Annotated in this window: 28 protein-coding genes and 1 tRNA gene; 13 read left to right on the top strand and 16 right to left on the bottom strand. The window is 66.7% G+C overall.

The annotated features are described in order from the left end of the window. Positions 1 to 34 precede the first annotated feature (34 nt). The 3 genes from ACWW1C_RS03580 to ACWW1C_RS03590 are packed head-to-tail and all read right to left on the bottom strand — an operon-like array spanning position 35 to position 3,632. Positions 35 to 940, bottom strand: coding sequence for a winged helix-turn-helix transcriptional regulator (locus ACWW1C_RS03580; protein ID WP_455984127.1), 906 nt, complete (start codon positions 938 to 940; stop codon positions 35 to 37). Then, positions 940 to 2,436 carry a carotenoid oxygenase family protein gene (locus ACWW1C_RS03585; RefSeq protein WP_455982162.1) on the bottom strand — a complete coding sequence of 499 codons (1,497 nt, stop codon included), beginning with the start codon at positions 2,434 to 2,436 and terminating at the stop codon, positions 940 to 942. Before ACWW1C_RS03585 ends, ACWW1C_RS03580 begins: the two co-directional genes overlap by 1 nt. Beyond that, positions 2,433 to 3,632, bottom strand: coding sequence for an acetyl-CoA acetyltransferase (locus ACWW1C_RS03590; protein WP_455982163.1), 1,200 nt, complete (start codon positions 3,630 to 3,632; stop codon positions 2,433 to 2,435). Before ACWW1C_RS03590 ends, ACWW1C_RS03585 begins: the two co-directional genes overlap by 4 nt. 109 nt (positions 3,633 to 3,741) lie before the next feature. Between ACWW1C_RS03590 and ACWW1C_RS03595 the strand changes: the two genes are divergently transcribed. After that, a complete protein-coding gene (locus ACWW1C_RS03595; RefSeq protein ID WP_455982164.1) occupies positions 3,742 to 3,990 on the top strand; it encodes a hypothetical protein in 249 nt (82 codons plus the stop codon). A gap of 7 nt (positions 3,991 to 3,997) precedes the next feature. Here the strand turns inward: ACWW1C_RS03595 and ACWW1C_RS03600 are convergent, their stop codons facing one another. Further along, positions 3,998 to 5,677, bottom strand: a complete 1,680-nt coding sequence (locus tag ACWW1C_RS03600) for an NAD-binding protein (protein WP_455982165.1) — start codon at positions 5,675 to 5,677, stop codon at positions 3,998 to 4,000. Positions 5,678 to 5,682: 5 nt separating this feature from the next. After that, positions 5,683 to 6,156: a cupin domain-containing protein gene (locus ACWW1C_RS03605; RefSeq protein ID WP_455982166.1), complete on the bottom strand. Its 474-nt coding sequence runs from the start codon at positions 6,154 to 6,156 to the stop codon at positions 5,683 to 5,685. A gap of 62 nt (positions 6,157 to 6,218) precedes the next feature. Here ACWW1C_RS03605 and ACWW1C_RS03610 point away from each other — a divergent pair, with 62 nt between their 5' ends. The 3 genes from ACWW1C_RS03610 (at position 6,219) to ACWW1C_RS03620 (ending at position 7,900) form a co-directional block, all read left to right on the top strand. Next, positions 6,219 to 6,629, top strand: a complete 411-nt coding sequence (locus ACWW1C_RS03610) for a hypothetical protein (protein WP_455982167.1) — start codon at positions 6,219 to 6,221, stop codon at positions 6,627 to 6,629. Then, positions 6,626 to 7,216 carry a GNAT family N-acetyltransferase gene (locus ACWW1C_RS03615; RefSeq protein WP_455982168.1) on the top strand — a complete coding sequence of 197 codons (591 nt, stop codon included), beginning with the start codon at positions 6,626 to 6,628 and terminating at the stop codon, positions 7,214 to 7,216. The genes ACWW1C_RS03610 and ACWW1C_RS03615 overlap by 4 nt, the downstream gene beginning before the upstream one ends. Positions 7,217 to 7,363: 147 nt before the next feature. After that, a complete protein-coding gene (locus ACWW1C_RS03620; RefSeq protein WP_455982169.1) occupies positions 7,364 to 7,900 on the top strand; it encodes a CHAP domain-containing protein in 537 nt (178 codons plus the stop codon). A gap of 6 nt (positions 7,901 to 7,906) precedes the next feature. Here the strand turns inward: ACWW1C_RS03620 and ACWW1C_RS03625 are convergent, their stop codons facing one another. Then, positions 7,907 to 8,959: a class I SAM-dependent methyltransferase gene (locus ACWW1C_RS03625; RefSeq protein WP_455982170.1), complete on the bottom strand. Its 1,053-nt coding sequence runs from the start codon at positions 8,957 to 8,959 to the stop codon at positions 7,907 to 7,909. A 191-nt stretch (positions 8,960 to 9,150) separates the two neighbouring features. Between ACWW1C_RS03625 and ACWW1C_RS03630 the strand changes: the two genes are divergently transcribed. Both ACWW1C_RS03630 and ACWW1C_RS03635 read left to right on the top strand, forming a co-directional pair. Next, positions 9,151 to 9,321 carry a hypothetical protein gene (locus ACWW1C_RS03630; protein WP_455982171.1) on the top strand — a complete coding sequence of 57 codons (171 nt, stop codon included), beginning with the start codon at positions 9,151 to 9,153 and terminating at the stop codon, positions 9,319 to 9,321. A gap of 16 nt (positions 9,322 to 9,337) precedes the next feature. Next, complete coding sequence (locus tag ACWW1C_RS03635; RefSeq protein ID WP_455982172.1) at positions 9,338 to 11,176, top strand: SLC13 family permease; 1,839 nt, start codon at positions 9,338 to 9,340, stop codon at positions 11,174 to 11,176. An 88-nt stretch (positions 11,177 to 11,264) separates the two neighbouring features. On the opposite strand, the gene ACWW1C_RS03640 is transcribed toward ACWW1C_RS03635, so the two are convergent. Beyond that, a tRNA-Arg gene (locus tag ACWW1C_RS03640) sits at positions 11,265 to 11,337 on the bottom strand. Positions 11,338 to 11,409: 72 nt separating this feature from the next. Beyond that, complete coding sequence (locus tag ACWW1C_RS03645; protein WP_455982173.1) at positions 11,410 to 12,360, bottom strand: LLM class flavin-dependent oxidoreductase; 951 nt, start codon at positions 12,358 to 12,360, stop codon at positions 11,410 to 11,412. Between the two features lie 12 nt (positions 12,361 to 12,372). Between ACWW1C_RS03645 and ACWW1C_RS03650 the strand changes: the two genes are divergently transcribed. Beyond that, positions 12,373 to 13,263, top strand: coding sequence for a helix-turn-helix domain-containing protein (locus tag ACWW1C_RS03650; protein WP_455982174.1), 891 nt, complete (start codon positions 12,373 to 12,375; stop codon positions 13,261 to 13,263). Between the two features lie 35 nt (positions 13,264 to 13,298). Here the strand turns inward: ACWW1C_RS03650 and ACWW1C_RS03655 are convergent, their stop codons facing one another. Further along, positions 13,299 to 14,315, bottom strand: a complete 1,017-nt coding sequence (locus ACWW1C_RS03655) for an oxygenase MpaB family protein (protein ID WP_455982175.1) — start codon at positions 14,313 to 14,315, stop codon at positions 13,299 to 13,301. 160 nt (positions 14,316 to 14,475) lie between these two features. Then, positions 14,476 to 15,198 (bottom strand): TetR/AcrR family transcriptional regulator, encoded by a 723-nt coding sequence (locus ACWW1C_RS03660; RefSeq protein WP_455982176.1) that lies wholly within the window; start codon positions 15,196 to 15,198, stop codon positions 14,476 to 14,478. Positions 15,199 to 15,309: 111 nt separating this feature from the next. Between ACWW1C_RS03660 and ACWW1C_RS03665 the strand changes: the two genes are divergently transcribed. Together ACWW1C_RS03665 and ACWW1C_RS03670 are read left to right on the top strand one after the other, a co-directional pair. Then, on the top strand, positions 15,310 to 15,741 hold the full coding sequence (locus tag ACWW1C_RS03665; protein ID WP_455982177.1) for a nitroreductase/quinone reductase family protein: 432 nt from the start codon (positions 15,310 to 15,312) through the stop codon (positions 15,739 to 15,741). Positions 15,742 to 16,034: 293 nt separating this feature from the next. Next, entirely contained in the window at positions 16,035 to 16,808 is a 774-nt protein-coding gene (locus tag ACWW1C_RS03670) for a hypothetical protein (RefSeq protein ID WP_455982178.1), read from the top strand. A gap of 27 nt (positions 16,809 to 16,835) precedes the next feature. Here ACWW1C_RS03670 and ACWW1C_RS03675 read toward each other — a convergent pair whose 3' ends face one another. After that, positions 16,836 to 17,138 (bottom strand): hypothetical protein, encoded by a 303-nt coding sequence (locus tag ACWW1C_RS03675; protein ID WP_455984128.1) that lies wholly within the window; start codon positions 17,136 to 17,138, stop codon positions 16,836 to 16,838. Further along, a complete protein-coding gene (locus tag ACWW1C_RS03680; protein ID WP_455982179.1) occupies positions 17,138 to 17,521 on the bottom strand; it encodes a heme-binding protein in 384 nt (127 codons plus the stop codon). The genes ACWW1C_RS03675 and ACWW1C_RS03680 overlap by 1 nt, the downstream gene beginning before the upstream one ends. Before the next feature lie 245 nt (positions 17,522 to 17,766). Between ACWW1C_RS03680 and ACWW1C_RS03685 the strand changes: the two genes are divergently transcribed. Genes ACWW1C_RS03685 through ACWW1C_RS03695 form a run of 3 tightly spaced genes read left to right on the top strand, consistent with a single transcriptional unit; the run spans position 17,767 to position 19,996 of the window. Then, positions 17,767 to 18,552 carry a bestrophin-like domain gene (locus ACWW1C_RS03685; RefSeq protein WP_455982180.1) on the top strand — a complete coding sequence of 262 codons (786 nt, stop codon included), beginning with the start codon at positions 17,767 to 17,769 and terminating at the stop codon, positions 18,550 to 18,552. A gap of 47 nt (positions 18,553 to 18,599) precedes the next feature. Further along, positions 18,600 to 19,001 (top strand): ArsR/SmtB family transcription factor, encoded by a 402-nt coding sequence (locus ACWW1C_RS03690; protein WP_455982181.1) that lies wholly within the window; start codon positions 18,600 to 18,602, stop codon positions 18,999 to 19,001. After that, positions 18,998 to 19,996 (top strand): cation diffusion facilitator family transporter, encoded by a 999-nt coding sequence (locus tag ACWW1C_RS03695; RefSeq protein WP_455982182.1) that lies wholly within the window; start codon positions 18,998 to 19,000, stop codon positions 19,994 to 19,996. Before ACWW1C_RS03690 ends, ACWW1C_RS03695 begins: the two co-directional genes overlap by 4 nt. On the opposite strand, the gene ACWW1C_RS03700 is transcribed toward ACWW1C_RS03695, so the two are convergent. Beyond that, positions 19,993 to 20,427, bottom strand: a complete 435-nt coding sequence (locus tag ACWW1C_RS03700) for an ester cyclase (RefSeq protein WP_455982183.1) — start codon at positions 20,425 to 20,427, stop codon at positions 19,993 to 19,995. The two genes, ACWW1C_RS03695 and ACWW1C_RS03700, sit on opposite strands and share 4 nt — an antisense overlap. A gap of 47 nt (positions 20,428 to 20,474) precedes the next feature. After that, the gene (locus ACWW1C_RS03705; protein WP_455982184.1) at positions 20,475 to 20,837 is read right to left on the bottom strand and encodes an ArsR/SmtB family transcription factor; all 363 of its coding nucleotides are present in this window, start codon (positions 20,835 to 20,837) and stop codon (positions 20,475 to 20,477) included. Between the two features lie 92 nt (positions 20,838 to 20,929). Here ACWW1C_RS03705 and ACWW1C_RS03710 point away from each other — a divergent pair, with 92 nt between their 5' ends. After that, positions 20,930 to 22,843 carry a heavy metal translocating P-type ATPase gene (locus tag ACWW1C_RS03710; RefSeq protein WP_455984129.1) on the top strand — a complete coding sequence of 638 codons (1,914 nt, stop codon included), beginning with the start codon at positions 20,930 to 20,932 and terminating at the stop codon, positions 22,841 to 22,843. A 15-nt stretch (positions 22,844 to 22,858) separates the two neighbouring features. Here the strand turns inward: ACWW1C_RS03710 and rd are convergent, their stop codons facing one another. Both rd and ACWW1C_RS03720 read right to left on the bottom strand, forming a co-directional pair. Beyond that, a complete protein-coding gene (gene rd, locus ACWW1C_RS03715) occupies positions 22,859 to 23,041 on the bottom strand; it encodes a rubredoxin (RefSeq protein WP_455982185.1) in 183 nt (60 codons plus the stop codon). 28 nt (positions 23,042 to 23,069) lie between these two features. After that, positions 23,070 to 24,152, bottom strand: a complete 1,083-nt coding sequence (locus tag ACWW1C_RS03720; RefSeq protein WP_455982186.1) for a fatty acid desaturase — start codon at positions 24,150 to 24,152, stop codon at positions 23,070 to 23,072. Positions 24,153 to 24,193: the final 41 nt, after the last annotated feature.

Genomic DNA, 24,193 nt, shown 5'->3' on the forward strand with positions numbered 1-24,193 from the left:
TGGTCGAAACTCCGCGGATTGTTCGACCACAAGCTCAGTTTCGGCCGGGATCAGCTGCTCTCTGCTCGATCTCAGACCCGCGCAGCGATTCCCGGCATTGATCACACGCCAGTTCGGCGTGGAATTCCTGCATGCACCGCGAGTGGGTGACGATCACCGCCGGACCCTCTGGCGTGGCGAACCACCGCTGCGCCCAGTCGAGCGCGGTGACGATGATCGGCAGCACGCCCCGTCCTTTCTCGGTGAGCCGGTACCGTCCGTCGCTCACCGTCATGACGTCGTTGGCCACCAGGATTTGCAACCGGTCGGCCAGCGATCCCGGTGGCGCGCCGAGCTGTTCGGCGAAATCGGTGAACCGGGTGGTCCCCACGAACGCGGCCACCATCATCGCGAACGACCACCGATTCCCGAGGATGTTCATGGTCTGCGGGAACAGATCGGCCTGCGCGCTGCGATCGCCGTGGGAGCGCCGTCGCGTGGCCGACACCGGCATGGAACGTGGCCACGAACCGCTCGGGCCCCATTGCGCCACAAGGCTTTTCTCGTCGGCCAGGCTGCCGCAGGCCCGGCACGTCAGGGCCGGAGAAAACTTCCGTCCGCAGAGCCCGTGCCGCATTGCCGGAAGGTCGTGTTCGGGCACCCACCGGCTTTCCCAGGCCCAGATCGACACGAGCACCGGCCACAGCGACCTGCCGCGCCCGGTTAGCCGATATTCGTGCCGCGGTGGATTCAGCTGGTAATCAACGCGATTCAGCAGCCCGGAGGCGGTCATCGTGCTGAGCCGTCGGGTCAGCACCGAGTTGGAGATGGGCAGCCGGTCCGCGAACTCGGCATAGCGGGTGGCGCCCAGAACGGCCTGTTGGGCGATCAGCAGCGTCCACTCGTCGCCGAGTAGGCCGAGCATCCGGCCCACCGCATTCACGTCAGGGCCGGGCGCCATCAGCCGCGCCAGCGCCGCAGCTCCGAGCCTGCGGCCCAGGTGGAATGTGTGCCGCTCGATACCCGTTCCGGCAGTTGAAGTTTGCACACCGGGCCATCGGAGACCCGGGTCGCGTCGAACACCAGGCAATAGGATTCGTCGGCGTTCATGTCGGTGGTGATGGTGACCAGGTAGCCGTCGTCCTCGCCGGTGCTGCCGACGCGCGGGGCCATGGCGGTCTCGCTGCCGAACACGCCGTCCTCGAACGCGAATCGCTGTTCGGACCCGGTGTGCAGATCGTGCCGGACCAGTCCGTCGAACAGGAACCAGCCGGACTTCCCGGTCGCGGCGTAGGTGTAGCGGTAGTTGCGGCCGGCGTTGGCGGAGTTGATCATGCCGAATTCGGTGATGCTGTCGGACAACTGCTCCTCGCGCGTCTGCCCGGTGGTGAGGTTGAACCGCCAGCGGTGCAGCCGGGTCTGCATGCCGTCGAGGGACAGGCCGCGAAAGACGCGTTGCCACTTGGGATCCATGCCGTTGTCGATACCCTCGCCCGGTGCCGGCTCGCCCTGGAAGAAGCCGTCGAGCACGATCTCGTCGCCGTCTTCGTAGGCGTTGGTGAAATGCAGGACGTAGGTGCTGTCTGCTTCGAACCAGCGCACCTGGTCGGCGGTGCCACGGCGGGGCAGCACTGCGAACCGTGACGGGAGATCGCGGTGCAGGCGGGGGATGTGCGCGTTGTGCTTCAACGCCTCGGCGTCCCAGAACAACGGAAAGTCGTTGAGGATCACATAGTTTTCGGTGAACGCCATGTCATGTGGCAGTCGCGGCCCCGGCAGTTCGACATCGACGTAGTGCACCAGCGTGTTGTTCTCGTCGACGACGCCGTAGTGCAGGTACGGCGCCTGCTTGCCGTAGTTGAAGAACAGCAGTTCGCCGGTGTGATCGTCGGACTTGGGGTGTGCTGATACCCCCAGTCCGGCGGGAAAGCCGCCGCGCCAGTCCTCCTTGCCGAGGTTGTCGCCGGTATACGGATCGATGCGATACAGGTCGCCGCATTGGTAGAAGCTGGTCAGCGCCGTGCCGCGGTGCACGGTCACGTCGGTGCTCGAGGCGTCCTTCATGAAAGTGCGGGCGCCCCAGCCGTGTTCGCGTCGGGCGAGTTCGACCGGTTCGGCTATTCCAGGCCACAGCGGGCCGCCTGCCTCGATCTCGGCGCGCAAACCGTCGGTGCGCACAAACCGGTTCCGGTAGAAGGCTTTTCCGTCCTGAAACCCCACGATGTGCAGCATGCCGTCGCCGTCGAACGGATGGTAGAACTTGAACGCCGGGTGCAGAGGGTTCTCGGTGTTGCGCAGGTATACGCCATCCAGGTCGGCGGGAATCTCGCCCTCGACGGCCGTCAGGTCATCGGCGTCCCATTCGGTGGTCTGCGGTCGCCAGGCTCCGGTCCGGTAGGGGTGGTCGTCATCTTCGGGCAGGGTGGACAGATACTTGGCGACGACGTCGGTGTTCATGAGACCTCCTGGGCGGACCCGATGACAAAGCTGACGGTGGTGGCGGTGCTGCCGCCGAAGTTCAAGGTGCCGAACTTTTTTGCGCCTTCGATCTGGTAGTCGCCGGCAGTGCCACTGACCTGCTTGGCGGCATCGAGCAGCATCCGGACTCCGGACGCGCCGACGGGATGACCGCCGCCGATCAGCCCGCCGCTGGGATTGACCGGCAGCCGTCCGCCGATCTCGAGGTCGCCGTTCTCGATGGCTTTCCACGATTCGCCGGGCCCGGTCAGGCCCAGGTGGTCGATCGCCAGATACTCACTGGGCGTGAAGCAGTCGTGCACCTCGACGCCGTCGAGGTCATCGATTGTGATCCGCGCCCGTTCGAATGCGTCGAGCGCGGCACGGCGGACGTGCGGCATGACGTACGGGTCATCGGCCGAGCGGGTGAGCTTCTGCTGCAACCCCAGTCCGACGGTGCGGTGGCCCCAGCCGTTGATGCGGGCGATGGGCCGGGCATCGGGATGGTCGCGCAGATACCCGTCCGTCACCAGCACGATGGCGGCGCCGCCGTCGGTCATCTGACTGCAGTCCAACCGCCGAATGCGGCCCTCGACAGGTGGATTGGACCGGGTGTCGACCGACCAGGACCGGGTCTGGGCGTTCGGGTTGGCCTTCGCGTTGGCGTAGTTCAGGGCGGAGATGGCGTCGAGGTGGCTGTCGTCCAGGCCGTACCGGCGGTCGTATTCGTCGGCGACGAGGCCGAACATGTACGGCCACATGAATTTTGCGTCTGCCCCCTCCCGACCGGCCCACGCCGCGGCCCCCAGATAGTGGGCGGCGGTGTCTCCGGGCACCGTCTTCTCCAGTTCGACGCCGAGGACCAGTGCGCTGTCATACGCGCCGGAACGCAGATCGGCGATCGCGGCGAGGGCCGCGACGCTGCCGGACGCGCACGCTGCCTCGTGCCGGGTGGCGGGGGTGTCCCAGAACCCGTCGTCGACGGTGGCAGGCATGGCGCCCAGGTGACCTTGCGCGGTGAACATCTCGCCGAACGCGTTGGCGACGTGGACGACGCCGATGTCCGCGGCCCGCACCTTGGCTGCGGACAAGGTCTCGCGGACCACTTCAGCGGTCAAATCGGCGAAGTCCAGGCCTTCTCGGTGCAGGTTACGGGCGAAATCGCTCTGGTAACCGCCAAGGATCCAGACGTCCATTCCCGGCACGCTACTACAACTAAGAGAGTGACTGGACGGTTCGAAGAGATGGGTTGAAATCGTTCCCGAAAAAGTGTCGCCGATGGGGCGGCTCGGTGCTCCTACCGATATGAACATCCATTGGCGGCATCAGCACCCCGCAGCGACGACGTACGAGATCGTCGACCAGCTCCACGATCGCCACGCCGTCGGCATCACCGCCGACCGGGTCGGGGCGACGGTGGCCGGTTGGCTCGCCGAACTCGATGTGCAGAGCCCATTGACCGACGAACTCGCCCGCGCCACGCAGCGCGGTGACTGGCCCACCACGCACACCATCTGCGACCAGCTGTCCATCGACCTGATGATCGCGGCGTGACGTTGAGCTACGCCGCCCGCTGGCCGGTCAGCAGGGTCTCGATCAGTTCCCGGTACGGGCCGACCAGATACGCGGTGTCGCCCGCGCAGAGTTGGGTGTCGCGCCGCGGTCGTCGCAGTGTGGTGCCCGCCCGGGTGATGGCGATGACCCGGACCTGCGTCGGCACTTCCGCCATCCGCATGCCGTCGAGCGCACTGCCCGCGTCGACGTGCACGCCGCCCACCGTGAACGACTGCTGGCCCACCGAGAACGTGCCCTGCACCTGTAAACCCATCGCCGCGCCGACAAACCACGGCGCCGCCAGCTCGACCGTCGATCGCACGTGCGCAAAGCCGAAGCGCTGCGCCACCGCGGCGCCGAGCGTGCGGTCGTAGATCCGCAACACCAGTGGGACGTCGGGCCGGTCGATGTTCGGCAGCAGCCGCGGACTGAGCATCTCGCGCAGCACGATGCCGGTCTCGATGTTGACCATGTCGTCCTGGGTCAGCACCGCGATGGCGCGGGCCCGGTCGAGCCGGGCGAGCTCCAGCGTCTGCCGCAGGGTCGCGTCGCCGAAGATCACCGGGACGTCCAACTGGGCGGCCTGCGCGAGGAACCGGTTGGACTCGTCGCGTTCGATGACGGCGACGTCGTACCCGGCCGCGGTCAGGTCGCTGACGACCCGGATGCCGAACGAGCCGAGGCCCACCACGACGACGTGGTTGCGCAGATGCTGCACCCGCCGACGCCCCGACGAATTACCGAGACGGCGCGACAGCAGCGCGTCGGCGACGAACGCGACCAGGATCGCGGTGGTCGTCACACCGGCGAACATGAGCCCGATACCCCACAGCCGCAACCAGGTTGGTTGATGCATGAAACTGAAGTCGCCGTAGCCGACGGTTGCGATGGTCTCGGTGGAGAAATACAGCGCATCGATCCAGCTCATGCCGGCCGGGTTGTGATAGGCGAAGCGCAGCAGCACCGTCGACCCGAGCAACAGGGACATCGACGTGCCGAGGGCCCACCAGAAAATGGGGTTGATGTCGTCACGCGTCACGCGCAGCGCGTCGATCACGCGCCGCGGCCACGGCCGGTGGGTGCGGCTGGTCAACGGACGTGGCACCGTGATGCCGGCCTCCGCCAATTCGTCGGCGGTGCCGATCATCGCGGTCCAGTCGCCGGCGCGGACCTCGAAATCCCTGCCGGGACACGGTGTCACCTCGCCGGGGTGTTCCGAGTGCTCGCCGCGGACGACGGCGACGGGCGCCAGGTCGCCGAACATCTCCCGCAACGTCGCGTCGCGTGGGGCGTCGGTGCCGGAGATGACGTAGTCCACGCCGGCCACCGAGATGGTGTGGGTGGTGCGGGCCAGGCAGGCCTCGACGACCGAGGGCGCGGCCAGGTCGGCGACGTCGAGCACCGCACCCGGACCGTTGTCCTGCGCCACCGCGGCGCGCAGCACGCTGTTGGCCAGCCGCGTCACCACCCGGACCGTGGGGTTGAGCTCCCTTGCCAACAAGGAGATTTCGAGGTTGACGGCGTCGTCGTCCCCGGCGCACACGATGGCGGCGGCGCTGGTGACGATGGCCGCCTTGAGGCCGGCGGGTTCGTGGATCGTCACGACGGTGGCGCCTGCCGCTTGCAGCCCCTCGGTGATCCGGTTGGCCAGCGCGTCGGTGCCGCAGACGATGACGTGCCCCTGCATGTGCCCTACTGACCGGCCAGCGCGAAGTCGGCGAAGTCGAAGCCGGGCACCACGACACAGCTGACGAGAGTCGGCTCGTCGACTGCGCTGTTTCCCCGTCCCTCCGCTCGCCCGGGCCGAGCCAGCGCCCGTTGCCAATGCCCCGGCGGGACGAGCGCCTGTGGCTGTTCGCCCGCCGCGATGTCCGCCCCGAGCAGCACGGTGTCCGCGGTCGCCTGCTCCGGCCCGATCTCGAGCAGCAGGGGGCTGCCGCGATGGAACAGCCACAGTTCGGCGCTGTGCACGGTGTGCCAGGCGGACTGCTGCCCGGGCATCAGCAGGAACAGGATCGCGGTCCCGGCGCTGCGTGGGCCGGAGTACTGCGCGGGTAGCACGGACTGCGGGATGGTCAGGTCACTGCGCCAGGTCTCGCGGTACCAGCCGCCTTCCGGATGCGGCGACAGCTCGAGCTGCCGCGCCCAGTCGGGGAGATCGGTCATGGCACTTGAGGCTACGGCTGATCAGCTGTGTCGGCCTGCCGGATGGTCGATACGCTCATGTCATGGAACGGTTGCGACCCGCCTGGATCGTGGCACTGTGCGCGTTGGTGCTCTTGGTCAGTGCCTGGTTGCCGTGGCTGTCGAGCCCGGCGGGGCACGCGAACGCCATCGGCGGCAAGGTCGGTCATATCACCGTTCCGCCACCGGGTTTCGGTGTCGGGCAGCTGATGGTGCTGCTGTCCTCGTGCCTGCTGGTGGCGGCCACGATGGCCGCACGCAAACTGTCCTCGCGCATCGCTTCCGTTGTGGCCCTGGTGCTTTCGGCCGGGCTGACGGCGCTCGGCGTCTGGTATCACGTGCTGTACGTGCACGGCCCGGTCGCCGCGTCGTACGGGCTGTATGTCGGCCTGGTGGCGGCCGTGCTGGCGATCGTGCTGTCGGTGCTGGCCGCCGTCGTCGCCTGGCGGGTGTGATGGGTTTCGTCGAACCCGTTGTGCTGACGGGGCGACGGTGGGTGACGCTGGAACCGCTCACGGTCGACCACATCCCGGAGATCGCCGACGCTGCCGCAGATGGGGACCCGGGCCGGCTCTGGTTCACGTCCGCCCCGTCCCCGTCGACGGCGGGGGAGTGGGTGCAAACCCGATTGGCGGCACAGCGCCCCGATAGCGGGCTGACGTTCGTCGTGCGCGCGCTCGACGGCCGGCTCATCGGGTCGTCCAGCTACCTCAACGTGGACGGCCCCAACCGGCGTCTGGAGATCGGCGCCACCTGGTATGCGGAGTCCGTCCGGCGGACCGGGGTGAACACCGAAGCCAAGCTGCTGCTGCTGGGGCACGCGTTTGAAGCGCTCGACTGTATAGCAGTGGAGTTCCGCACCCACTTCTTCAACTCGGCGAGTCGCGCGGCAATTGAGCGACTCGGAGCCAAGCTCGACGGAGTGCTGCGCTCGCATCAGTTGCTCAGTGACGGCTCTCGCCGCGACACCGTGGTGTATTCAATCCTCGACATCGAATGGCCCGCTGTGCGCAACAACCTGCAATTCCGGCTGAGCCGGTAACTTCCCGCGAGCCGGTGATCAGCATCTCTTGAGCAAAACTTGACAGTTTGCCAAGCGATGTTTTTGAATTCGTGTCTAATCGTGACCGAATTGTGATTTGATCAAAGCATCGGTTCGTTCGCTTGATCGGGGGGACGGATGTACGCAATGAGCTTCAAGTCGTATGCGGGTGGCATGCTCGCGGCCGCGTTGATCGCCGCCGGTGGGATCATGACGGCGCCCGCGAGCAACGCCGATTCGGCGTCGTATGTCGACCCGATGTCCTACGGTCAGCAGACCGGTCAGCCCGTTGGCCAGCAGTACGCCGGTCCCGCCCGGACCATGGGGGCGATCCAGGCCGCCAACTCCGGCGGGCCGGGTCAGTGCACGTGGGGTGCGCTGCAGATGGCCTTCCAGAACGTGGGCTACTACCCGGACATCCACGGCAATGCCAGGGTCTGGGCTGACGCCGCGCGGTCCCGTGGCTGGACGGTCGTGGACGAACCGCAGGCCCGGTCCATCGCGGTATACCCGGCAGAACTGCCAGGGGTGAGCCAGTACGGCCATGTGGCATGGGTGAATTCGGTCTCCGGCCGGTGGATCAACATCACCGAGATGAACAACGAGTCCCACGGCGGGCCGTTCGCCTGGTGGACCCGCGACACCCAGCACATCCCGGGGATGAGCTACATCCTCCTCCCCTGAGCGCCGTTACGGCCGGGCTTCGAAGACGAGGTTGAAGGGCGTCTCGGTGGCGCGCCGGAACCGGGTGAAGCCGCTCTTGTCGACGACGACGTCGCGCAACCTGGCCTCACCGGCCTGCGCGCCGAGCGCCGGGCCGTTGCGGGCGAGCGACACCGGCACGCAGATCTGCGATGAGGCGCCGTACATCATGCGGCCGATCGGATTCATGTTGTCCTGCACCCGATCTCCGGCGAACGGCTCGACGATCATCGCCATGCCGTCGTCCTTGAGTGCCGATCGGGTGTGCCGCATCGCGCCGACCGGATCGCCCATATCGTGCAGACAGTCGAAGAAGGCGATCAGGTCGAAACCGTTATCGGCATAGCTGGTTGCGTCGGCGACTTCGAAGAGCGCATTCGTCACCCCCGCTTCCGCGGCCCGTTCGGCGGCGACATGTATCGACTCGGGGTGGTAGTCGTAGCCGATGAACGTCGAGTTCGGGTACGTCTTGGCCATCAGGATGGTGCTGGCACCGTGGCCGCAGCCGACGTCCGCGACCTTGGCCCCCGACTCCATGCGCTCGACCGCGCCGTCCAGGGCCGGTAGCCAGGAACCGACGAGTTCGGCGTTGTAGCCGGCGCGGAAGAACCGCTCGGTGCCGGCGAACAGGCACGGATGATGCTCGCCCCACTCGAGACCGCCGCCGGTTCTGAAGTTGGCGGTGGTGCGATCGAGGACGTGGAACACCGCCTCGACGATGTTGTAGGCGCCGGGGATGTCGACGGGTCCGTTCGGGTCGGCCAGGCAGGCGGCCTGTTCCGGGGTCAGTGACCAGGTGTTGTCGGCCGCGTCGTACTGGACGTAGCAGCCGGCGGCCTGGTTGGCGAGCCACTCGCGGACGTAACGCTCCACCGTGCCGGTCTTCTCGGCCAGCTGGGCGGAGGTGAGCGGTTCGGCGGCCAAGGCCTTATAGAGCCCGAGCCGGTCGCCGATCAGGACGAGGCCCGCGCTGATCGCCGCGCCCATGTCGCCGATCGCCCGGCCGAGAAATTCGTTGAGCTTGTCTTCATCCACAGGCATGTCTGGACCTCCAGAAATGTGGTTGCCAGATTGACTGTACGGCTGCGGAAATTCCTGAACAACGCGTAGTTTTTCGACGGTTGAACGCGATGCTGCAGACCGCCGCGTGCCTGCGTCACGCGCATCGAAAGAAGTAGCGAGGGCGCCGTGTTCCGCCCGTGGAATCCGCCATTGCGGAGTAGAAACAAGTCATGGGCAGACAGGTGTTGCTCGCGGCCTACGCGGTGACGATGATCGCGGTCATTGTGGGCGCCGACGTGCTGCTGTTTCGGCACCACTTTTGGCCCCGGCTGATGGCCAACGTCGGGATCGTGTTGATATTCGGAGCGTGCTACCTGCGGTTCGTGAAATCGGCCAATTGACAGTGCTGCCGCTCCAGTGACTCACCAGATGTGGACCGTCGTCGGCATCCTGGCCGGCGCGGTCGGCCTGTTCGTGTGGGGCCGTCCGCGCGCCGACATCGTCGGGGTGCTCGTGGTCGTCGCGTTGATGAGCGCGGGAGTGCTCACGCCGACCGAGGCGCTGGCGGGGTTCGGCTCGCCGGTGGTGATTCTGTTGGCCGGGATATTCATCGTCAGTGCGGGACTGGTCAACACCGGGATCACGCAGCGGCTCGGTGAATTCGTCGTCAAGGTCGGTGGCCGCAGTGAGGGGCGGCTCGTCGCGTTGGTCATGGTGCTGTCCGCCGGCATCGGCTCGGTCATGAACTCGTCGGCGATCGTCTCGATGCTCATTCCGGTGGTGCTCACCGTCACGGCCGCAACGGGTTTGAACCGCAAGCGCATGCTGATGCCGTTGTGCGTGGCCGTGATGATCAGCGGCATGATGACGTCGATCGCGTCGTCGCCGAACATCATCATCGAGAGCATCCTCACCCAGCGCGGGATCACACCAACGCTCGGCTTCTTCGGTTTCGCCCCGTTCGGCATCGTCACACTCGCGGTGAGTGTCGCGTTCATGCTCCTCGTCGGCCGTAATCTGTTGAGCCGCAACAAGGCCGGCGCACCCGATGCCCAGGAGCCCTCGACCTTCGACGTCATCGCGTCCTACGGTTTGAAACCCCGGTGGCATCTGCTGCACGTTTCACCGGACTCGCCTCTGGTCGGGCAATCGGTTGCCGCGCAACGACAACCGCTGCGCGACCGCTACGGCCTCGACCTTCTCGGCTTCGAGAAACACGTCCGTGGCCCGGCGCAGTACCTGTCCGCGCGGCCGGAAACCGTTTTCGAGGCAGGCGATCTCGTCTTCACCCTCGTCGATGAACCGCAGACCGCTGCGGTGTCGGCAGACCTGCGGTGCCAGGTGACCGGTCCGCGCGCCGATGACGAGCGCCGCGAGGTGCTGCAGAACGTCGGGGTGGCTGAGGTGATGCCGGCGCCCGAGTCGAAGTCCATCGGCATGACGCTTGGTGAACTCGATCTGGCCACCGCCCACAACGTGACTGTCCTGGCGGTCCGGCACCGTGGTCAGTGCATCACCGAGGACCTGTCGAGCCGCACTCTCGACTTCGGCGACGCGATGTTGGTGGGTGGCAACTGGGACGACATCGAGCGGCTCAGCGATGCCCGCCGGAACTTCATCCTGTTGAACCTGCCCGCCGAGTATCAGCAGCGGTTGGTTGCGCCGGGCCGGGCGCGCGCCGCGGTGCTCATCCTCCTCGCGATGGTGGCCTGTATGGCCTTCGGCTGGCTGCCCGGCGCCGATGCGGCACTGCTCGGGGCGCTCGCCATGGTCGGTGCGGGCTGTGTTCGCGTCGACAGCATCTACCGGCTGATCAGCTGGAACACACTGGTCTTGATCGCCGGGATGTTGCCGCTGGCCACGGCGCTGGCCAAGACCGGGACGACGACCCTGATCGCGCGTCACCTGGTCGACACTCTCGGCGCTCTCGGCCCGACCGGCATGCTCGCCGTGGTGTTCCTGGTGACGGCGTTGGTCGCCCTGTTCATCTCGAACTCGGCGACCGCCGTGCTGATTGCGCCCGTCGCGATCGAGGCGGCCCAGGCGTTGCACGTCTCGCCGCAGGGTTTTGCGATGACGGTCGCCATCGCCTGCTCCGCCGCGTTCGTGACGCCCGTGTCGTCGCCGACGAACATGCTGGTGATGGAGCCTGGCGGCTACAAGTTCTCCGACTACGCCAAGGTCGGCGTGCCCCTGCTGGCGCTGACCATGGTGATCACGGTGGTTCTGGCCAGGCTGATCTACCTACCGGGCTAGCGCCCTACGTCGAACGTGGCGGCTGACGAGGCGACACGCGAGGTGGAATCTCGGCAAGCGCCACGCTCGACGCAGCGATGCGGAAGAGTGCCCCCGGCAGGATTCGAACCTGCGACACCGGCTTTAGGAGAGCCGTGCTCTATCCCCTGAGCTACGGGGGCGCATAGGGACGACTCATGCTAGTCGGCGAACCGCTGCCGGCGGTATCTGGCTCACCTGACCTGCCGCGCTGTTCATCGCAACCTGTCATGCACTGCCTGCAGTCGACGCAGCTGCTCGGTGAAACCGGCGGGGCCGAGGAGGCCGATCCGGCAGACCAGATGTCGCGCGCCGGCATCGATGAAGGTCGCCAACTGGCCGGCGACGGCGTCAGGCGTTCCTGTCGCGAAAGCCTGGATCTGCTCGACGACCTCGATGCCGAACCCGTACGTCTTGGTGGCGAAATGATCCAGCGCCGCCCGGCCGCCGTCGGCGTCGTCGGTGATCAGCACGGTGACGAACAATGCGGGAGTGACGGCCTCGGCGGCGCGGCCGACGCTCTGCGCCGCAGCCCGAACTTCCGCCAGCCCTGACCGATATGCCGGCGGTGTCGGCGGATACGGCAGCCAGCCGTCGTACAGGCGGCCGACGCGAACCCGGGCGCCGCTGGTGTCGGCGGCGAGCCACACCGGTGGGCCGGACTCGCTGAACGGCGTGAGGCCGGCAGGGATGTTGTCGAGGTGCAGCACCGCACCATGAAATGAGCTGGGTTCGTTGGCTTGCCACAGTTGACGCCACAGTGCGACGGTGTCGTCGAGGCGCCCGAATCGCCGCTGCCACGGTACTTCCGATGCGGCGTACTCCACCTCGGACAGGCCAGGAAAGCCTGCGCCCACCGCCACCGTCAGGCGTCCGCCCGACAGCCGGTCGATGGACGCGAGCACCTGCGCCATCTGTACGGGCCGCCGGAGTACCGGCTGTAAGGCCGCGGTGCCCAGCGTGATCCGGTCGGTGACAGCGGCCGCGGCCGACAGAAACGTCAGCGCCTCGATCCGCGGACGCACCAGCGAATCGTTGGCCCACAACGAATCGAACCCCAATTCTTCGACCGCCCTTGATATCTCGAGAAGTTCGCGAAGGTCGGTGGTGACCCACGGCTCGGCGGCCAGGGGCGGCATGACGCCAACGCGGATTGACTGATCCATGCCACGAGCGTGGTGTCCGCGCCGCTGCGCAACAATTCCCCGCAGGGAATAGCGGCTAGAGCTGCTGTTGGGTTGACTGGTCGGATGACCGCTTCCGCGCTCGGTGATTTCGGTACGACGCTGCGCCAGTGGCGCAATCTGCGTCGGCTCAGTCAGATCGACCTCGCGATCGATGCCGGCACCACGCAGCGGCACCTGAGTTTCCTTGAGCAGGGGCGATCAGCGCCAGGGCGCGACATCGTCGGCCGTCTGGCCGACTCGCTGAAACTCACGCTGCGGCAGCGCAATGCGCTGCTGTCGGCAGCGGGCTTTGCGCCGTCACATCCGGAGTCGCCGCCCGACGCGCCGTTGCTCGAACCGGTGCGCGAGGCACTTCAGCATGTTCTCGACGGCCACTTGCCGTATCCGGCCCTGGTTATGGACGGCTTCGGCGATTTGGTCGCCAGCAACAGCGCGTTCGGGCTGCTGACCGACGGGGTCGCCGGCTGGTTGCTCGAGCCGCCGGTGAATGTGTTGCGGGTGGCGTTGCATCCCGAGGGCATGGCGCCACGGATCGTGAATCTCGACGATTGGCGGCGCCACGTCCTGCACGCTCTGCGCGAGCGCGGGCCGCAGCCGCGAATCGACGCGCTGATCGAGGAACTGCAAAGCTACGGTGTACCGGCGCCCGGCAGTCAGCCAGTTGAATCGCTTGGCTTCGCGGTGCCACTGCACCTGCCGTCTCCCGACGGCGACGTGCGGCTGATCGCAACGATCGCGACGTTTGTCACCGCGCTCGATGTCACGGTGTCGGAATTGCGCCTGGAAGCATTTCTACCGGCCGACGCGCAGACCGCTGCCATCCTCGTGCGTCGCCAGGCGATCCGAGGTACCGCCGAACACATTGTTGGAGAACATGTTTGACGGCACTTGCGGTGCCATGCCGGTGTCGAGCCGTCTCAGGCCTGTTCTGTCGCCTCGGCGGCCGCCCGGTTGGCAGCCAGTTGCGCCCGGGAGTAGTGGGTGCGCCAGCCGGGCTGTCCGAAGCGCCTCCGTAGCGCGAAGTAGACGGGACCGAACTGTCCTGCGACCGGCATCGGAATGGCGCGCCAGATGGCGGCGTGGATGCGGCGCTCCAGTCGATCGATGGCGGTCGTCCGCAGACCCAGGCCGGCGTGGAACTTCTCCGGGACGCCGGCGAGTACCCCGACCCGGATGGTGCGCGTCACCGGCAGCGACAGCAGCCGCCACAGCGGCGTCGGGACCAGTCCCCAGCCGCGGGGCTTCGCGAGATTCAGCGCGTGGTCGACGATGAACTGCACCTGCGGATTGACTTCGAGCGTGTCGTCGACGATGGGCTGCCAGTAGTCGCAGAAGGCGGCGTAGGTCTCGGGCAGGCCCCGCACGCCGTACCGAATGCCGATCGCATTGAGGGCGCGGTACGCCTGCTCACGTTCGTCGTCGTCGGCGAACAAGCCGAACTCGTCGGCAATGTCGAGGCCACCTTTGAGGATGGACCCCCAGGTCCAGTTCCACACGTCCTTGTTCCACGCGTGGTACGAGCTGCCGTCGGGCATCGATCCGGAGATCGGACGGTGCAGTTCGTACAGGCCGTGGGCGACGTCGTCGGCTTCCGGTCCGGCGAAGACGATGCCCATCACCATTTCGTAGGTGCTGATCAGGCGGCGGCTGGCGGCCTGCAGGGTTGGGAGGTCCTCGCTGCCGTTGAGGGCGCGATCCTTCTCGCTGAGGACGTGGGCGATCTTCGGGTGCAGGGTGGGCATGATCAGCGCCGGCACGTTGGCGTACAGCAGCACCAGCGGATGGCCGACGACCTGGCGGCCCAGCGATCCGGGGGCCAGCGGATCATCGGCGGTCCCGGCAGCGGCCTGCGGGCGGCGAGCCGTCTCGGTGTCGACTCCGCCCGCGGCCGGCGGGAAGTTGAACTGACTGTTGTGGACAGGGGTTGTTGGCACCACGAACTCCTCATTGCGTGACCGTCGCCGACTGAGAAAACGGTCGTGTTCTCAATTGGGTGGACGCTAGCACGCAAGCTTCGGGGATGCCTAGTTCTGGCGGCGCCGCGGCCCCGTCGTACCTGGTCAGGGTGGTGACGGCGGTGACGGCGGAAAGGAATTACTGCGCGTCGGTCGAGCGTTCGGCGGCCGTCAACGCGATGCGTTCGAGCAGGGTCCGTGCCGGCACGACGATGTCGAGCAGCGTCGCGGCCGAGGCCGCTCCGAGGTGTTGAACGACCAGCTCGTTTACGCCGCCGAGGGCGCCGATGAGGAGTGCGTGATCGGCCGGGGTCGGGGCCGGATCGGGGCCTGCCGTACCCCGGACGCGCCGCAGATGTTGCACCATGACCCCGGCGAAATCGGCCAGACCCTGCGACCGGCGGGCGCGAATTCGATCCGTGGAGGCCACCGCCTCGATGACCAGACTCTGGGTGAACGCGGGTTGGGACGCGAGCGTCGCCAAATACGTCCGGGTCCCCGCTTCGATCACCTCAGCCGCTGTGGTGGCACGCGCGGCGGCGGTACGCATCCATTCGACCACCAGGTCCACCGCCGCGTAGGCAGCCAGGAACGCGGCTTCCTTGTCGGGGTACAGCTCGTAGAACGTCTTGGTGGAAATGCCTGCCCGCGAGGCGATTTGGCGGACGCTGGCGCCCGCGTATCCGTTCTCGGCGACCACTTCCACCGTGGCCACTCGCAGCCGGGTCTCTTGTGACCGGCGCACCTCGTCGCGGGTGAGTCCGTGGCGGTGGCGCGGCAGAACGGTGGCTGCATGTCCGGCCTCGTCCAATAACGACACCCCCGGCACGGCGGGGTGTACGGCGGGATCTGCTTCGGTCACTCGCCCGTCCTACGCCACGACAGCTGCGATTGGCAACCGGGCCAGTGAGGTGAGCGAGCGCACATATCAATCTAATTGACATAAATCGCCAAAGTGCAGCACCATGGATTCATGAGCGCTTCTGGGGACGAGACGGATTTCCACAACGACGTGATCAGGCAGATTCGCGAGACGGGGGCGGTCGATGGCTGGTTCGCGCAGTTCGACATGCTGATCCTGCACACCGTCGGCGCCAAGTCCGGCCAGCCACGGCAGAACCCGATGGCCTACCAGAAGTCTGACGGCGACGAGATCTACGTCTTCGCGTCCAACAACGGCAATGACACGAGCTCCGCCTGGTACCACAACGCGGCAGCCCACCCCGAGCGGGTGGCGGTCGAAATCGGGCGCGACAAGTACGCGGTTCGGGTGCGCGAGCTGCACGGCGCTGAACGGGATCGCATTTACGAGACGCAGGCCAAGCGCTTCGAGAACTTCGCGCAGTATGAGCGAAAGACCACCCGCAGAATTCCGGTTCTGGGACTCACTCGGATCGGCGGGTAGGGCGACCCGGACGCGGCACCCTGGATCGGGATCGTCAACTGTCTGCAGAACACCCCTGGCGGCCGCCTCGGCTGGACCGCGCGCGACGAAGCCGCTGCCTGACGTAAAAGGATCGACCCCTCTCTTGCGGGGAGGGGCCGACTTCCCGCGTTTGAAGTGCAGAAATTCCGCAATATTTACGCCGCTGCAGAATTGTTGTCGAAGCGGTCGAATTGCATGGCCATTTACGGGCAAATGTCAAATCGCAGCAATTGTGGTAATGACGTTCTCTGGTTGTCTACACTTCCGTCCAAATGTGTGAATTTGACATGAACGCGTGCGATCCCGTCGATGTGGCGCATCAGCTGGACGCGACCGGCGTCGCTCGGGTAGCAAACGCCGTGCAATGGGACTGGGTGATTGATTCCCGGGCGGAAATCGACCGCTGGTTGGCGGAGTACGGCGAGAAAGACCATTTCGTCCTGTCACCGCCGGACGGGCACCTGGAATCGATTCACGCATTCATGTCGAGCGATTCGGTTCGCACATTTCTCGACGGTGTCGTGCGCCAGCGGTTCCCGGACCGCGCGCATGAAATGGCCGGCACCGCGGTGCGCATCGTCGCCGGGCCACACGCCGACGGCGATGCCTGGTGGTTCCACTACGACGCCAGCGTTGTCACGATGGTGGTCCCGCTGTTCATTCCCGACGCGGAACCGGGCCGGTCGGGGGAGCTCGTGGGCCACTTCAACAAGCGGCCGTTCCGCCGTTCGGTGCTGGTCAACATCTTCGACAAGATCGTCCACCAGAGCGCCACATTCCGGCAGCGGATCCTGGAGAGCCTCGGCCGCAGTCACGGCCCGACCGTCGTCGACATGAATGTCGGTGACGTGTACCTGTTTTGGGGCTACCGTAGCCTGCACGCCAACATGCCGATCGCCTCGGGTCAGCGGCGCGTCACGCTGCTCATCCATTACGGCCAGCCGCACGCACCCAGCGGTGCGCTGGCCGCGGCCAAACGCCTGCACTGGGCCCTGCGCGGCCGCACCGACGCCGCGGACCAGCCGGCCGCCGCAGGGGCGTACTGACCGGCGTGGTCCGAGGCGGATTCGGGCTCAGCGGCAGGTGTTGGCGCTGACCCAGCGGCCGTTCCAGCCGACGCAGCCCTGGACGGGCGGTGGCGGCGGTGGTGGCGGCATGTCCTCGGGCAGCGGCGCGTAGTAGGCCGGCGGCGGAGCGTACGGTGCCACGGCGCCGAAGTCGGTGCATCCGCTGACCGTGATGCGCCGCCCGGCGCCGAAACAGACATCGGCACTGGCGGTGCCGGCGGGGATGACCGCGATCAATCCAGGTACGGCGGCTGCTGCCAGTGCGGCGGCGACCAGCCGGCGACGGGGGCGCGGCGAGACGGCGGACATCATTCGCCCAGCAGCGGCCGGTCGGGCTGCGCCAGGCCGCAGCGCTCACGGAAATCGGTCATGGGCTGACGGATTGCGCGAAGTTCATTGTGCGCCTGCGGGTTTGCGTCGAAGAAGGTGCGCACATCGTTGGCGACCTCGTCGCGAGGCTTGCCCTGCAGGCTGCCGTAGAAGTCGTTGACGTCCGGATGCGTGAACAGGTACGCGGAGGCGGCGGCGGCGACGCCCGAAGCCACGCCGGCCAGGTCCGCGGGGGTGCAGTTGGGGGCCGTCGGGGCGGCCAGCGCCTGACCCGACATCGGCAGGGCGACGGCCATAACGGCCAGTGCGGCTCCTGCGGCAGCCACGACCGCCCGCTGGGCGACCGATTTGGTGAAGACCATTGCCGTAATCCTTTCCACAGTGCCAGCGCCGGGTCGATTGACCACCGGACACAGCCGGACTGTAGCAGGCAGATTGACCCCGCCGACATTTTCTGCGACAACGCAATTCCGGGCTGGTGGGGTGGTCTTGCCCGTAGGTTGCCGAGGTGCCGGACAACTGTGTCGTGTTGTGCGGTTTCGTGCTTCAGGTAGTTTGCGGAGATTGCTTGGCAACGCCGCTGCGTGGTTGGCATGCTTGGTTCACTATGGGTGATCTCGGAGTGTTCGGCGCGTGGCTGATGCTGGCGATGGTTGTCGGTGGCGCGGTGTGCGTCGCGGTCGGCTGTGTGTTCGTGACGCGACGCATCATCGCCCGCGATGCGCGCCCCGAACAGAACTCTTTCCTGTCGCCGTTTTTGACCGTCGTCGGCCTTGTCTACGGGGCGCTGCTGGGATTCACGGTCGTCGTCGGTTGGCAGCAGTTCCTCAGCGCCGAGACGAACGTCGCCAATGAGGCATCGACGTTGACGACGCTGTACCGCCAAACCGTCGCGATGCCGCAACCCGAGCAGGCGCAGGCGCGTGCCGAGCTGCGCAAGTACGCGGCCGCGGTCCAGGGACCCGCTTGGGGCATGGACGAATTCGCGGACATCAGCAACAACGGCCGCGTTGCGCTCAGCGAGCTCTATCGCGTCGTGGGAACACACAGCGCGGGGGCGGCGGCGAGCCCGATCGATTCGCAGTTCCTGAGCGAGCTGACGGTGCTGGCCTCGGATCGCAGCGAGCGCATCCTCAACGCTCGGCAGCGCATTCCGGCTCTGCTGTGGTCTGCCCTGATCTTCGGCGGAACCGTGTTGATCCTGCTGACCTGCTTCATGCGGTTGGAGAACGCCCGCGCTCACGCAGTCCTCGTCGGAGCAGTCGCCGTCCTGTTGTCGCTGCTGCTGTACGTCATCTACACCCTTGATCATCCGTTTGGTCCGATAGGTGTTACCCCGCAGCCGTTTTCGCATGCCGTGAAGGTGTTCGACCTCGTCGACCGCGGCAGCTGATGGCCGCCTCGGGGGACGGGCGGTGATCTGGGGTCTATTATCTGCGTATGAATGCAGATAACCAGGTTCCGGCGCCGCTCGCCGACGACCAGGTGCATCTGGTGGTGGAAGTTTTCCGGATGCTCGCCGACCAGACGCGCGTCCAACTGCTGTGGGCGTTGAGTGCGTGTGAGCTGTCGGTCAATGAACTGGCCGAGCGCGTCGGCAAGCCCGCCCCGTCGGTCTCGCAGCATCTGGCGAAGCTGCGGATGGCGCGGTTGGTTCAGACCCGTCGCGCCGGTACGACGATCTTCTACAGCCTGGAAAACGAGCACGTCCGCCAATTGGTGGTCGACGCCGTGCACAACGCCGAACACGCCGGCCCTGGCGTGCCGGCCCACCATCGCCAAGATCCCGGCGTTCGGAGCCTGGCTGCCGACACCGCCGCGCGCACCGGCGGCCGACGATGAGCGGGCACCGGCATCACGACCATCACGATCATGACCATCCGCACGATCACGGCCACTCCCATGGCATCTGGGGCGCGGTCAGAGGGATTTTCGCGCCCCATTCCCATGACGCGGCGGACAGCCTGGACAGCGCCCTCGAATCGAGTGCGGCCGGCATCCGGGCCGTGAAGATCAGCCTGCTGGTGCTGGGACTCACCACGGTGGTGCAGATCGCGATCGTGGTGGCGTCGGGGTCGGTGGCTCTGGCTGCCGACACGATTCACAACTTCTCCGATGCCCTGACCGCGGTACCGCTGTGGATCGCATTTGCGTTGGGCGCCAAAGCCGCCACCCGCCGCTACACGTATGGGTTCGGCCGGGTGGAGGACCTCGCGGGGTTGTTCGTGGTCGGCATGATCACGCTGTCGGCGATCGTCGCCGGCTATGAGGCGGTGCAGCGGTTGATCCATCCGCAGGCCATCGATCACGTGGGGTGGGTGGCGCTGGCCGGACTGGCCGGATTCATCGGCAACGAAACCGTGGCGGTCTACCGCATCCGGGTAGGGCGTCAGATCGGTTCGGCAGCGTTGGTCGCTGACGGCGTCCATGCGCGCACGGACGGGTTCACGTCACTGGCGGTGCTGCTCGGTGCCGGCGGAGTGGCCCTGGGGTATCCGCTGGCGGACCCGATCGTCGGCTTGATCATCACGGTGGCGATCCTCGCTGTGCTGCGTACCGCGGTGCGGGATGTGTTCCGCCGCTTGCTCGATGGCGTCGACCCCGCACTCGTCGAGACGGCCGAGCGGTCTCTGGCGGCCGAGCCTGGGGTGCGGTCGGTGCACAGCGTGCGCATGCGCTGGATGGGTCACCGACTGCATGCCGACGTCGAACTCGACATCGACCCTGAACTGAGCCTGGCGCGGGCCCACCAGATCGCCCACGACGCCGAGCATCATCTGGTGCACGCCGTACCCAAGCTCACGACGGCGCTGATCCACGCCTATCCCGCGCGCTAGAGTCGGCCGACTGCCCCGAGCTGCTGCAGCTGGGTCAACGTGTCGACCACACCCCAGACCTCGGCGATCAGTCCGTCGGCGAACCGGATGATGAATATCTCTTCGTACACAACGGCTTTCCCGGTCGGCGCCAATCCCCGGTACTCGCCGAGATGGGTCCCGGTCACCGTCTGTCGTGAGGCGATCTTGTCATGGTCGACGACCATGTCGTCGACCATGACGTGAATGTCGGGGAAGGCTCGGAGAAGCAGGGTCCAGATGCGTTTCATGGTGTCCGGCCCGGAACCTGCCGCGAGCGGTGAGTGGACGACGGCGTCGGGGTGGAAGACGTCGTCGATCGTGCTCACGATGTCGTCGATGTCACCGCTGTTGCAACTGCAGTGGAATCGTTCGAAGGTCGCGACGTTGGTGCTCGTGGGTGTCGTGGACACTGCCCCTCCTTGCGATACGGCACTGCGACTCACGAGACCGTCCGGCTTCAGCCGGCGTCGCCCGTACGGTCCGCGAGCCCCAGTCTCAGGTGCTCGCTGTGATAGACGGCTTCGTCGAGCAGTTGCGCGACGTGGTTGTCGTAAAGGCTGTAGACGATGCTGCGGCCGCTCCGCGTCCCGGTCACGAGTCTGAGATTGCGCAGCAGCCGGAGCTGGTGAGAGACGAGGGACTGCTCGAGGCCGATCGAGTCGGCGAGGTCGGTGACGGAACGCGCGCCTTGGCGTAGCTCGGTGAGGATCATCAACCGGCTCGGAGTGGCCAGGGCCTGCAGCGTGGTGGCCACCTGGGCTGCGGCATCGGCGTCTAGTCGGCCGGTCGGGCGGTCACGCCCCTCGACACCATGTCCCATCGTTGTAGTGTACTAAGGCACACACATGAAGACATATTCATTTGTTCTGATAACGTCGGACGCATGTGTTTGCGAGGCGCGTCATGGCGACGATGACTGCGGCCGTTCGGGCGGCAACTGCCGATGCGGCAGTGGGTCGGTTGCGCCGCGGATGGTTCGACCTGCCCGAGATGCGCTGGGCGGCAGTTGCGTTGGTGCTGTTCCTCGCTGGTCTTGCGGCGCAGCTGACCGGTGGGCCGACGTTGGCCTGGTGGGCTGCGTACCTGGGTTGCTACCTCGCCGGAGGCTGGGAACCGGCGCTGGCCGGGTTGCGGGCGCTGCGCGCGAAGACCCTCGACGTGGACCTGCTGATGGTCGTCGCTGCGATCGGTGCGGCGTCGATCGGCCAGGTCACCGACGGTGCCCTGCTGATCGTCATCTTCGCGACCTCCGGCGCGCTGGAGGCGCTGGCCACCGCGCGCACCGAGGACTCTGTGCGCGGTCTACTCGACCTCGCACCCGACACCGCGACCCGGTTGTCCGACGACGGTGAGCGCGTGGTGCCGGCGGCCGCGCTGGAGGTCGGCGACGTGGTGCTCGTTCGGCCGGGGGAGCGCATCTCCGCCGACGCCACGGTGATCGGCGGGGCCAGTGAGGTCGACCAGGCCACCATCACCGGCGAACCGCTGCCGGCCGACAAGCGCGTCGGAGACGAGGTCTTCGCGGGCACGCTGAACGGCACTGGGGCGCTGCGGATCAAGGTGGATCGACGCGCCGAGGACTCCGTGGTGGCGCGCATCGCGGCGCTCGTGGAAGAGGCGGCGCAGACCAAGGCCCGCACGCAGTTGTTCATCGAGAAAATCGAGCAGCGCTACTCGATCGGCATGGTCGTCGTCACGCTCGCCGTATTCGTCGTGCCACTGCTGGCGGGAGACTCTGTGCGGGAGGCCCTGCTTCGGGCCATGACCTTCATGATCGTGGCGTCCCCGTGCGCGGTCGTGCTGGCCACGATGCCGCCGCTGCTGGCGGCGATCGCCAATGCCGGACGTCACGGTGTGCTGGTCAAGTCGGCTGTGGTGATGGAGCAGCTCGGCGCCGCCACGCGCGTGGCTTTCGACAAGACCGGAACGTTGACCCGCGGCACTCCGGAACTTGCCGAAATCAGCTTGCTGACAGGTGATTTCACCGAGGATCAGGTGCTGGCTTTCGCCGCGGCGGCCGAACATTCCAGCGAGCACCCGCTGGGTGCGGCCATCGTTCGCGCGGCGAAGTCGCGCCGTCTGGTCGTGCCGCGCGTGGCCGATTTTGCCGCCGAACCGGGCCGCGGCGTGCGAGCTTCCGTCGATGGCCGCACCGTCACCGTGTCCTCGCCGCCCAGGGAAAGTGCCGATGTTGTGGCTGCGATGGAGCAGCGCGGGTGCACCGCGGTGATCGTCACCGTCGATGGTCTTCTCATCGCGGTCCTCGGTATGACCGACGGACTCCGTCCCGACGCCCCGGGTGCGGTCGCCGCCGTCACCGCGCTGACCGTCCGGGCGCCGGTCCTCCTCACCGGTGACAATGTCGTTGCGGCAACGCAATTGGCTCGTCAGGCCGGTATCGGCGAGGTGCGCGCCGGTCTGCTGCCGCACGACAAGGTCGCCGCTGTGCGGGAACTGCAAGCCGACGGTGATCGGTTGGTCATGGTCGGCGACGGCATCAACGACGCGCCCGCGCTGGCGGCTGCGCACCTGGGCATCGCGATGGGTGGTGCTGGTTCGGACCTGACGTTGCAGACCGCGGACGCCGTCGTCATCGGTGACGACCTGCGCACCATCCCGGCCGTGATCGCGCTGTCGCGACGGGCCCGGCGCGTGGTGATCGCCAACCTGGTCATCGCCGCGACATTCATTGCCGCACTGGTGGTCTGGGACCTCGTCGGCACGCTGCCCCTGCCGTTGGGGGTCGCGGGGCACGAGGGTTCGACGATCATCGTCGGCCTCAACGGACTGCGGCTGCTACGGCGTAGAGCCTGGGGTCACCCGTGAAATCGTCACGGCTGCTCAGTCTTCGTAGGGGATGAACTCGTCCTTGCTGACGCCACAGACGGGGCATACCCAGTCGTCGGGAATGTCCTCGAACGCGGTGCCGGGGGCGATCCCGCTGTCGGGGTCGCCGTCGGCAGGATCGTAGATCATGCCGCAGCGTACGCAGATCCACAGCTGGGCGATTTGGGTCTCGGTCATGGTGTTTCCGTTCGGAGAAGCAGTGTGGTCAGGGCTCGACGTGCGCCGGGGCGAGGCTGAACCGGTTCGCCCGCCCGAAGGTGCCGAAGTCGTTGAACCGGACACCGTTGTCGCGCAGCACTTTCTGGCAGTCGTGCTTGATCGCCTCGCGGAGGTAGAACGGGTCGCGGACCAGGAAGTGGTGGATGGCATGCGTCTCGCCGAAGTTGAAGCACAGGGCGTGGAAGGGCTTGAGCCACTTGGCCGTCCATACCTGTGTCTGCTGCATGACGTTGTGCTTCTCGACGTCGCCGTAGTAGTGCATGTTGGAGCTGACGAAGTGCAGGCAGAACGTGCGCACCGCGTTCGGTGCCAGCAGCGTGACCGCGGCGAAGTCCAACGCTGTCACCCAGCTGCCGGAAACGCTGGCGCCGGTGACGAGTTCATAGAGGTGAACGCCGATGAACAGGTGCCACAGCGTGTAGTGGATGGTTCCGAGGGGGAAGTACAGAGCGAGCGTCTTGGCGGTGAGCCGGCGCGCTTCTTCGGGGGAGCGGGCCTCGTGCTTGATGTAGGCGGTGACGATGGCGCGCTGTCGGAGCGGCTTGCTGTAGATGCCGAGCATCGAGTCGAGCAGGCTGAGCAGCCGGTGGCTGCCCCAGCCTTCGCCGTTGGTGATGCCCCGCTCCTCGAGGTCTGAATCGGTGCCCGAGACCTCGTGGTGGTGCAGGTGCAGCGTTCGTCGAATCCAGGGGTTGATGGTGCTCGGCCGGAAGAACCAGACTCCGAACATCATCGCGTTGTGCACCATGCGGTTCTGCCGGAAGTACATCGAGTGGATGAGATCGTGCTCCAGTTCGTGCAGCAATGACAGCCAGAACGCGGTGATCAGGATCGTCGCGTACCAGGGCAGGATGCCGGCCGCGTAGAGCGCGGCGTCGACGACCACGCCGGCGATCGACATCAGGAAGATCGCCATCCCGACACCGTTCTGGTGGGCGGCGAGAAATGGATGGCGCTCGCGCCAGTCGTTGCCTATGCGGATGAGCTGGCCCCGGATTTCGGCGATCCGGTCGCGGTCTTCCGTCGCCAGGTTGCGCTCGCCGGGTAGGCGGGTCGCGATGCGTGCCATGATCTGTCCCTTCAAGTTAGAGAACGAATGTTCCGTAAGAT

The sequence above is a fragment of the Mycobacterium sp. HM-7 genome, assembly GCF_053852335.1.

Bases quoted from the DNA above. Each gene is read 5' to 3' on its own strand.
- ACWW1C_RS03580 (WP_455984127.1), bottom strand. From the start codon at position 940: ATGGCGCCCGGCCCTGACGTGAATGCGGTGGGCCGGATGCTCGGCCTA.
- ACWW1C_RS03585 (WP_455982162.1), bottom strand. From the start codon at position 2,436: ATGAACACCGACGTCGTCGCCAAGTATCTGTCCACCCTGCCCGAAGAT.
- ACWW1C_RS03590 (WP_455982163.1), bottom strand. From the start codon at position 3,632: ATGGACGTCTGGATCCTTGGCGGTTACCAGAGCGATTTCGCCCGTAAC.
- ACWW1C_RS03595 (WP_455982164.1), top strand. From the start codon at position 3,742: ATGAACATCCATTGGCGGCATCAGCACCCCGCAGCGACGACGTACGAG.
- ACWW1C_RS03600 (WP_455982165.1), bottom strand. From the start codon at position 5,677: ATGCAGGGGCACGTCATCGTCTGCGGCACCGACGCGCTGGCCAACCGG.
- ACWW1C_RS03605 (WP_455982166.1), bottom strand. From the start codon at position 6,156: ATGACCGATCTCCCCGACTGGGCGCGGCAGCTCGAGCTGTCGCCGCAT.
- ACWW1C_RS03610 (WP_455982167.1), top strand. From the start codon at position 6,219: ATGGAACGGTTGCGACCCGCCTGGATCGTGGCACTGTGCGCGTTGGTG.
- ACWW1C_RS03620 (WP_455982169.1), top strand. From the start codon at position 7,364: ATGAGCTTCAAGTCGTATGCGGGTGGCATGCTCGCGGCCGCGTTGATC.
- ACWW1C_RS03625 (WP_455982170.1), bottom strand. From the start codon at position 8,959: ATGCCTGTGGATGAAGACAAGCTCAACGAATTTCTCGGCCGGGCGATC.
- ACWW1C_RS03630 (WP_455982171.1), top strand. From the start codon at position 9,151: ATGGGCAGACAGGTGTTGCTCGCGGCCTACGCGGTGACGATGATCGCG.
- ACWW1C_RS03645 (WP_455982173.1), bottom strand. From the start codon at position 12,360: ATGGATCAGTCAATCCGCGTTGGCGTCATGCCGCCCCTGGCCGCCGAG.
- ACWW1C_RS03665 (WP_455982177.1), top strand. From the start codon at position 15,310: ATGAGCGCTTCTGGGGACGAGACGGATTTCCACAACGACGTGATCAGG.
- ACWW1C_RS03670 (WP_455982178.1), top strand. From the start codon at position 16,035: ATGTGTGAATTTGACATGAACGCGTGCGATCCCGTCGATGTGGCGCAT.
- ACWW1C_RS03675 (WP_455984128.1), bottom strand. From the start codon at position 17,138: ATGTCCGCCGTCTCGCCGCGCCCCCGTCGCCGGCTGGTCGCCGCCGCA.
- ACWW1C_RS03680 (WP_455982179.1), bottom strand. From the start codon at position 17,521: ATGGTCTTCACCAAATCGGTCGCCCAGCGGGCGGTCGTGGCTGCCGCA.
- ACWW1C_RS03685 (WP_455982180.1), top strand. From the start codon at position 17,767: ATGGGTGATCTCGGAGTGTTCGGCGCGTGGCTGATGCTGGCGATGGTT.
- ACWW1C_RS03690 (WP_455982181.1), top strand. From the start codon at position 18,600: ATGAATGCAGATAACCAGGTTCCGGCGCCGCTCGCCGACGACCAGGTG.
- ACWW1C_RS03695 (WP_455982182.1), top strand. From the start codon at position 18,998: ATGAGCGGGCACCGGCATCACGACCATCACGATCATGACCATCCGCAC.
- ACWW1C_RS03705 (WP_455982184.1), bottom strand. From the start codon at position 20,837: ATGGGACATGGTGTCGAGGGGCGTGACCGCCCGACCGGCCGACTAGAC.
- ACWW1C_RS03710 (WP_455984129.1), top strand. From the start codon at position 20,930: ATGACTGCGGCCGTTCGGGCGGCAACTGCCGATGCGGCAGTGGGTCGG.
- rd (WP_455982185.1), bottom strand. From the start codon at position 23,041: ATGACCGAGACCCAAATCGCCCAGCTGTGGATCTGCGTACGCTGCGGC.
- ACWW1C_RS03720 (WP_455982186.1), bottom strand. From the start codon at position 24,152: ATGGCACGCATCGCGACCCGCCTACCCGGCGAGCGCAACCTGGCGACG.